Raw genomic sequence first — 6,000 nt, forward strand, 5'->3', positions numbered from 1 at the left:
AAATCGCTCGAAGCTTCGGAAAAGCCTGATTTTCAGCCTGGCACAGGGCTTGTGTTTCGCTCGAGAGTTGGCGTAGAGTCACTGCACTGTGTTTGCATGGGTCGCAACAGTTCGTGACCTGGGCCAGTAGCCGCAATTTGCTACAACCCGTTCGACGTCTCTTACTTTCCTGCAACCCAGCCCAGTACTCTTTCACGTACATAACGTGTGAAAGAAACTGTCATCAAAATTTAAGTTTCATAGGAAATAAGACAATGGCTGAACGTCAGAGCGGTACCGTCAAGTGGTTCAATGACGAAAAAGGTTTCGGTTTCATCACCCCTGAAAGCGGTCCGGATCTGTTCGTACACTTCCGCGCCATCCAGGGCAACGGCTTCAAGAGCCTGAAGGAAGGCCAGAAAGTGACCTTCGTTGCCGTGCAAGGCCAGAAAGGCATGCAGGCTGACGAGGTTCAGGCAGAAGGCTGATCTTCTGTCAAAAAAAGCCCCTGTGTTGACCCACAGGGGCTTTTTTGTGCCCGCAATTCCATAGAATGGGCCTTTGCCATCTGGAGCCGTCGTGCATGTCCAAGCCTTTGCTCAACCCCCAGGGTGACTTCCCCCCCGTCGGCCTGGGCCGCCGACTGGCAGCAATGTTCTATGACTTCCTGCTGTGCACCGCCCTGCTGATCGTGACCGCCGGTGCCTACAAGATGATCCAGATGGCAATCATCGGTGAAACCCGCATGCGCGAACTGACCGAGGCCGGCGCGCTGGATGGCGACCCACTGCTGTCGACCCTCCTGCTGTTCGCCCTGTTCGGCTTCTTCGCCAAGTTCTGGACCCATGGCGGCCAGACCCTCGGCATGCAGGTATGGGGCCTGCGCGTACAGAACGCCGATGGCAGCGCCATCAGCCTGTGGCAGGCGTTGCTGCGTTTTGTGGTGTCGATCGCTTCATGGCTGTGCCTGGGGCTGGGCTTTATCTGGTCATTGTTCGACAAGCGCAAGCGCAGCTGGCACGACATCTACTCCGACACGCAGCTGGTGCGACTGCCAAAGCGTAAAAAGTGATTGGCCCTGTAGGAGCGGCCTTGCCGGGGCGCCGGACCGGCAAGGCCGCTCCTACAGAGGGCACTGTGAACACCCCACAAAAAAGCCGACCCAAGGGTCGGCTTTTTCATTGCTGTCACGCCATCAACCGGCTCGACGCAACATCCACATACCCGCCAGCGTACAGACCCCAGCCGGGATCAGTACCGCCAGCAGCGGCGGGAAGCCGAACACCTGGCTCGACGGGCCAAGCAGGTCGCCGGCGATGCGGAACACGAAGCCCACCAGCACACCGGTGAACACGCGCTGGCCAAGGGTGACCGAACGCAGCGGCCCGAAGATGAAGGAGATCGCCATCAGCACCAGCGCTGCCGTCACCGCCGGTTGCAGCACCTTGGTCCAGAAGGCCAGCCAGTAGCGGGCATTGTTCAGGCCCTGGTCGGAGAGGTAGTGGATGTAGTCCCACAGGCCGGTGATCGACAGAGACTCCGGCGCCAGCACCACGGTATTGAGCAGCTCGGGAGTAACCGAGACATCCCAAGGTTCCTGGGCGTTCTTCACCACTTCGGTGTGATCGCCACGGAAATAGGTGGTGCTCACATCGCTCAGCATCCAGCGGTTTTCGCTGTACTGGGCCTTGCGCGCAAAGCTCGAGGTGAGGATCTTGCGCTGGTCATCGAAGCGGTAACGAGTGACACCCAGCAGCAGGCCGTTGGGCTGCACCGAGTTGATGTGCACGAACTCCTCGCCCTGGCGATGCCACATGCCGCGCTTGGAGCTTTGCGCTTCGCCACCACCCTGGGCCAGCGAGCGGTCGGCCTGGGCCTTGTTCTCGGTGACGGGGGCTACGTACTCACCAATCAGCACGCCCACCAGCATCAGCACCAGCATGGGCTTCATCACCGCCCAGACGATGCGGCCGATGGATACACCGGCGGCACGCATGATGGTCAGTTCGCTGCTGCTGGCCAGGCTGCCCAGGCCGATCAGGCAGCCGATCAGCGCTGCCATCGGCAACATGTCGTAGAGCCGGCGCGGCGCGGTCAGCAGCACGTAGCTGCTGGCGTCCAGCACCGTGTAGGTGTCGCTGAGGTCGCTCATCTCATCGATGAAGGCGAACAGCGAGGCCAGGCCGAGGATGATGCCCAGCACGGCGAGAATGGCCAGCAGCACGCTTTGGCCAATGTAGCGGTCCAGTTTAGCCACGGGCCACCTCCGCACGGCGGGCGGCGCGCTTGAGGCGCAGCGGCTCCCAGTACATCAGCCCCAGGCCGATGAGCAGGAACAGGCCATGGACCCACCAGATACCCAGCGAAATGGGCAACTTGCCCTTCTCCAGGGCGCCACGCACGGAAATCAGCATCGTCAGATAGGCCATGTACAGAAGAATCGCCGGCAGCAGCTTGAGGAAGCGGCCCTGGCGTGGATTGACGCGGGACAGCGGTACCGCCAGCAGGGTCACGACGAACACCAGCAGCGGCAGCGACAGGCGCCATTGCAGCTCGGCGCGATGGGGGATGCCTTCGTGGCCAAGCAGGACCGAGGTGGGGATGGCTTCACGCTCGGTCACGTCCTCGGCAACTTCCGGCTTGGGCAGCAGCACACCGTAGGTGTCGTACTTGATCGCACGGTAATTGGCCTGGCCGGGGTTGCCGTCATAACGGTAGCCGTTCTCCAGCACCAGGTAGCGGTTGCCGTCGGCCTGCACTTCCTGGTGGCCCTTCTCGGCAACCAGCACCGAAGGCGCGCGGTCCTTGGTCTTGTCCTGGTTGAAGCGCTTCTCGGAGATGAACACCCCGGCCAGGTTGATACGGTCGTCGGACAGCTGCTCGGTGTAGGTCACCCGGGTGCCGTCACGCAGGGTCTGGAAACGGCCCGGCACCAGGGTGTCGAACTCGGTCAGCGCGTCCTGCTGGGCAATGATCTTCTGCACCTGGGCCACGCCAAGCGGCGCCAGGCTCAGGCTCAGCCAGGCCACCAGCAGCGCGACCAGCGCCGCCGGCGCCATGGTCATCGCCAGCAGGCGTTGCTGGCTCATGCCCGTGGCCGAGAGCACGGTCATCTCGCTTTCGAGATAGAGCCGGCCATAGGCGAGCAGGATGCCGAGGAACAGGCCCAGGGGCAGGATCAGTTGCAGGAAGCCCGGCAGGCGGTAACCCATGATCAGGAACAGCACGCTCGGGTCGAGCACGCCCTGGGCGGCCTGGGCCAGGTACTTGATGAAGCGCCCGCTCATGATGATCACCAACAGCACGGCGCTGACGGCGCTCAAGGTCAGCAGGACCTCGCGGGACAGATAACGAAAGACGATCAAACCAGACACTCCTGGGTTGTCAGGGGCGGACAGCCATACGAACGATTCGCAACAGCCAGGACCAATGCCGGTTCGCCAAGGCGAACCTCCATGTAAAGTGCGCGCATTATCCTGTGATTGGTGGCGCCTGTCACTTGGCCGCGCATGACAGAGCACTTCGGGGTTGTCATGAAGGTTGCGCCAGGCTCAAACTGGCAGCTTTTCCGCTGGCCGGCAAAGGCCGCCAGCCCCGTATTCCGAGCGCCTGCGAAAGACAGCGCCCACTCACAGACCATTCGGGGATCCAGACATGGAACTGGTTGTAAAAAGCGTAGCCGCCGCATCCGTCAAGACCGCCACCTTGGTGGTGCCGGTCGGTGAAGGGCGCAAGCTCGGCACTATCGCCAAGGCCGTCGACCAGGCCACCGACGGCGCCATCAGCGCGCTGCTCAAGCGCGGCGACCTGGCCGGCAAGCCGGGCCAGACCCTGCTGCTGCACAGCCTGCCCGGCCTCAAGGCCGAGCGCGTGCTGCTGGTGGGCAGCGGCAAGGACGAAACGCTGGGTGACCGCGCCTGGCGCAAGCTGGTCGCCAGTGTCGCCGGCGTGCTCAAAGGCCTCGGCGGTACCGATGCGGTGCTGGCCCTGGACGATATCGCCGTGACCGCCCGTGACGGTCACTACGGCAAATACCGCCTGCTGGCCGAGACCCTGCTCGACGGCACCTACGTATTCGACCGTTTCAAGAGCCAGAAGGCCGAGCCGCGCGCACTGAAGAAAGTCACCCTGCTGGCCGACAAGGCCGGCCAGGGCGAAGTGGAGCGCGCCGTCAAGCACGCCACCGCCATCGCCAGCGGCATGACCTTCACCCGCGACCTGGGCAACCTGCCGCCGAACATCTGCCACCCAAGCTTCCTCGCCGACCAGGCCAAGGAGCTGGGCAAGGCGCACAAAGGCCTCAAGGTCGAAGTGCTGGACGAGAAGAAGATCAAGGACCTGGGCATGGGCGCGTTCTATGCCGTGGGCCAGGGCAGCGATCAACCCCCGCGCCTGATCGTGATGAACTACCAGGGCGGCAAGAAAGCCGACAAGCCTTACGTACTGGTCGGCAAGGGCATCACCTTCGACACCGGCGGCATCAGCCTCAAGCCAGGTGCCGGCATGGACGAGATGAAGTACGACATGTGCGGCGCCGCCAGCGTGTTCGGCACGCTCAAGGCCGTGCTGGAACTGCAGCTGCCGATCAACCTGGTGTGCCTGCTGGCGTGCGCCGAGAACATGCCGAGCGGCGGCGCCACCCGCCCGGGCGACATCGTGACCACCATGAGCGGCCAGACCGTCGAGATCCTCAACACCGACGCCGAAGGCCGCCTGGTGCTGTGCGACACCCTCACCTACGCCGAGCGCTTCAAGCCCCAGGCGGTGATCGACCTGGCCACCCTGACCGGCGCCTGCATCGTCGCCCTGGGCAGCCACACCTCGGGCCTGATGGGCAACAACGACGAGCTGATCGGCCAACTGCTGGACGCCGGCAAGCGCGCCGACGACCGCGCCTGGCAGCTGCCGCTGTTCGACGAGTACCAGGAACAGCTGGACAGCCCGTTCGCCGACATCGCCAACATCGGCGGCCCCAAGGCCGGCACCATCACCGCCGGCTGCTTCCTGTCGCGCTTCGCCAAGACCTACCACTGGGCACACCTGGACATCGCCGGCACCGCCTGGATCAGCGGCGGCAAGGACAAGGGCGCCTCGGGCCGCCCGGTGCCGCTGCTGACCCAGTACCTGCTCGACCGCGCCGGCGCCTGATGGCGCACGGTCAGTGGCGTCTGCCGGCGCCACTGACTGGCGAAACCAACCATGAGCAAAGTCGACTTCTATATCCTGCCCACCGACTCGCTATCGGCGCGGCTGGATTTTGCCTGCAAGCTGTGTGAAAAGGCCTGGCGCCTCGGCCACCGGGTCTACCTGCACTGCCAGGACGAGGCGCAACGCAACGAACTGGACCTGCTTCTGTGGCAGTTCAAGGGCGAGGCATTCGTGCCCCACGACCATGCCGAACTGCACCAGGACGCCCGCGTGGCGCTGGGCATCGGCAGCGATGCCGGCGAGCACCGTGACCTGCTGATCAACCTGGGCGGCGATGTGCCTGGGTTCGTCAAGCAGTTCGAGCGCGTTGCCGAGATCGTCGTCGAAGCACCGGCGATCCGCCAGGCCGCCCGAGAACGTTTCCGTTTCTACCGCGAACAGGGCTATGCTCTGCAAGACCACCGCTTACAGCGACTCTGACGACGATGGACAAGCAGCTGAACTCCCTCACCCATTCCGCCCATTTGCTCGACGATCTCGAATCGATTCGCGAGCTGCTGGGTGACGCCAACCTGCAACCGCCACTGCTGACCGAGACGGTTGAGCAGATTCCACTGTTGCTCGATGAGCCCGCCGGCGCACCGCCGGTCGCCCAGGCGACAGCCGCTGCGACCCTCGAAGAGGATGCCCAGACCCGCCGCCAGGACACCCTGCTGCACCTGGACGCCGAGCTGCGTGCCGCCGCCGCGCAGATCATGCAGGACGTGATCAACGACTTCACCCCGCATATCGAGACCGAGATCAAGCGCCGGCTGGATGCGCGACTGGAACGCCTGCTCAAGCGTTCCGAGTAAGCAGACCCTTTCAGCGACC

7 protein-coding genes are annotated in these 6,000 nt (G+C 63.7%); 5 read left to right on the forward strand and 2 right to left on the reverse strand.

Going from position 1 to position 6,000, the window contains the following annotated elements:
* Positions 1-254 precede the first annotated feature (254 nt).
* Positions 255-467 carry a cold-shock protein gene (locus tag ACQ4N9_RS09760; RefSeq protein ID WP_003365337.1) on the forward strand — a complete coding sequence of 71 codons (213 nt, stop codon included), beginning with the start codon at positions 255-257 and terminating at the stop codon, positions 465-467.
* Between the two features lie 95 nt (positions 468-562).
* Positions 563-1,051 carry an RDD family protein gene (locus ACQ4N9_RS09765; protein ID WP_390968348.1) on the forward strand — a complete coding sequence of 163 codons (489 nt, stop codon included), beginning with the start codon at positions 563-565 and terminating at the stop codon, positions 1,049-1,051.
* Between the two features lie 123 nt (positions 1,052-1,174).
* Here ACQ4N9_RS09765 and lptG read toward each other — a convergent pair whose 3' ends face one another.
* Both lptG and lptF read right to left on the reverse strand, forming a co-directional pair.
* Entirely contained in the window at positions 1,175-2,236 is a 1,062-nt protein-coding gene (gene lptG / locus ACQ4N9_RS09770) for an LPS export ABC transporter permease LptG (protein ID WP_390968350.1), read from the reverse strand.
* Positions 2,229-3,344 carry an LPS export ABC transporter permease LptF gene (lptF, locus tag ACQ4N9_RS09775; protein ID WP_279848942.1) on the reverse strand — a complete coding sequence of 372 codons (1,116 nt, stop codon included), beginning with the start codon at positions 3,342-3,344 and terminating at the stop codon, positions 2,229-2,231. Before lptF ends, lptG begins: the two co-directional genes overlap by 8 nt.
* Before the next feature lie 289 nt (positions 3,345-3,633).
* On the opposite strand from lptF, the gene ACQ4N9_RS09780 reads away from it, so the two are divergent.
* From ACQ4N9_RS09780 to ACQ4N9_RS09790, 3 genes are read left to right on the forward strand one after another with little or no spacing between them, the layout of a single operon-like run.
* Complete coding sequence (locus ACQ4N9_RS09780) at positions 3,634-5,127, forward strand: leucyl aminopeptidase (RefSeq protein WP_390968352.1); 1,494 nt, start codon at positions 3,634-3,636, stop codon at positions 5,125-5,127.
* A 51-nt stretch (positions 5,128-5,178) separates the two neighbouring features.
* Positions 5,179-5,607: a DNA polymerase III subunit chi gene (locus tag ACQ4N9_RS09785; protein ID WP_390968354.1), complete on the forward strand. Its 429-nt coding sequence runs from the start codon at positions 5,179-5,181 to the stop codon at positions 5,605-5,607.
* Positions 5,608-5,612: 5 nt separating this feature from the next.
* Positions 5,613-5,981: a DNA polymerase III subunit chi gene (locus tag ACQ4N9_RS09790; protein WP_347151605.1), complete on the forward strand. Its 369-nt coding sequence runs from the start codon at positions 5,613-5,615 to the stop codon at positions 5,979-5,981.
* The last annotated feature ends 19 nt before the right edge of the window (positions 5,982-6,000 follow it).

This window comes from Pseudomonas sp. ES1, from assembly GCF_050586605.1.
GTDB classification, from domain to species: domain Bacteria; phylum Pseudomonadota; class Gammaproteobacteria; order Pseudomonadales; family Pseudomonadaceae; genus Aquipseudomonas; species Aquipseudomonas sichuanensis.

Bases quoted from the DNA above. Each gene is read 5' to 3' on its own strand.
- ACQ4N9_RS09760 (WP_003365337.1), top strand. From the start codon at position 255: ATGGCTGAACGTCAGAGCGGTACCGTCAAGTGGTTCAATGACGAAAAA.
- ACQ4N9_RS09765 (WP_390968348.1), top strand. From the start codon at position 563: ATGTCCAAGCCTTTGCTCAACCCCCAGGGTGACTTCCCCCCCGTCGGC.
- ACQ4N9_RS09780 (WP_390968352.1), top strand. From the start codon at position 3,634: ATGGAACTGGTTGTAAAAAGCGTAGCCGCCGCATCCGTCAAGACCGCC.
- ACQ4N9_RS09785 (WP_390968354.1), top strand. From the start codon at position 5,179: ATGAGCAAAGTCGACTTCTATATCCTGCCCACCGACTCGCTATCGGCG.
- ACQ4N9_RS09790 (WP_347151605.1), top strand. From the start codon at position 5,613: ATGGACAAGCAGCTGAACTCCCTCACCCATTCCGCCCATTTGCTCGAC.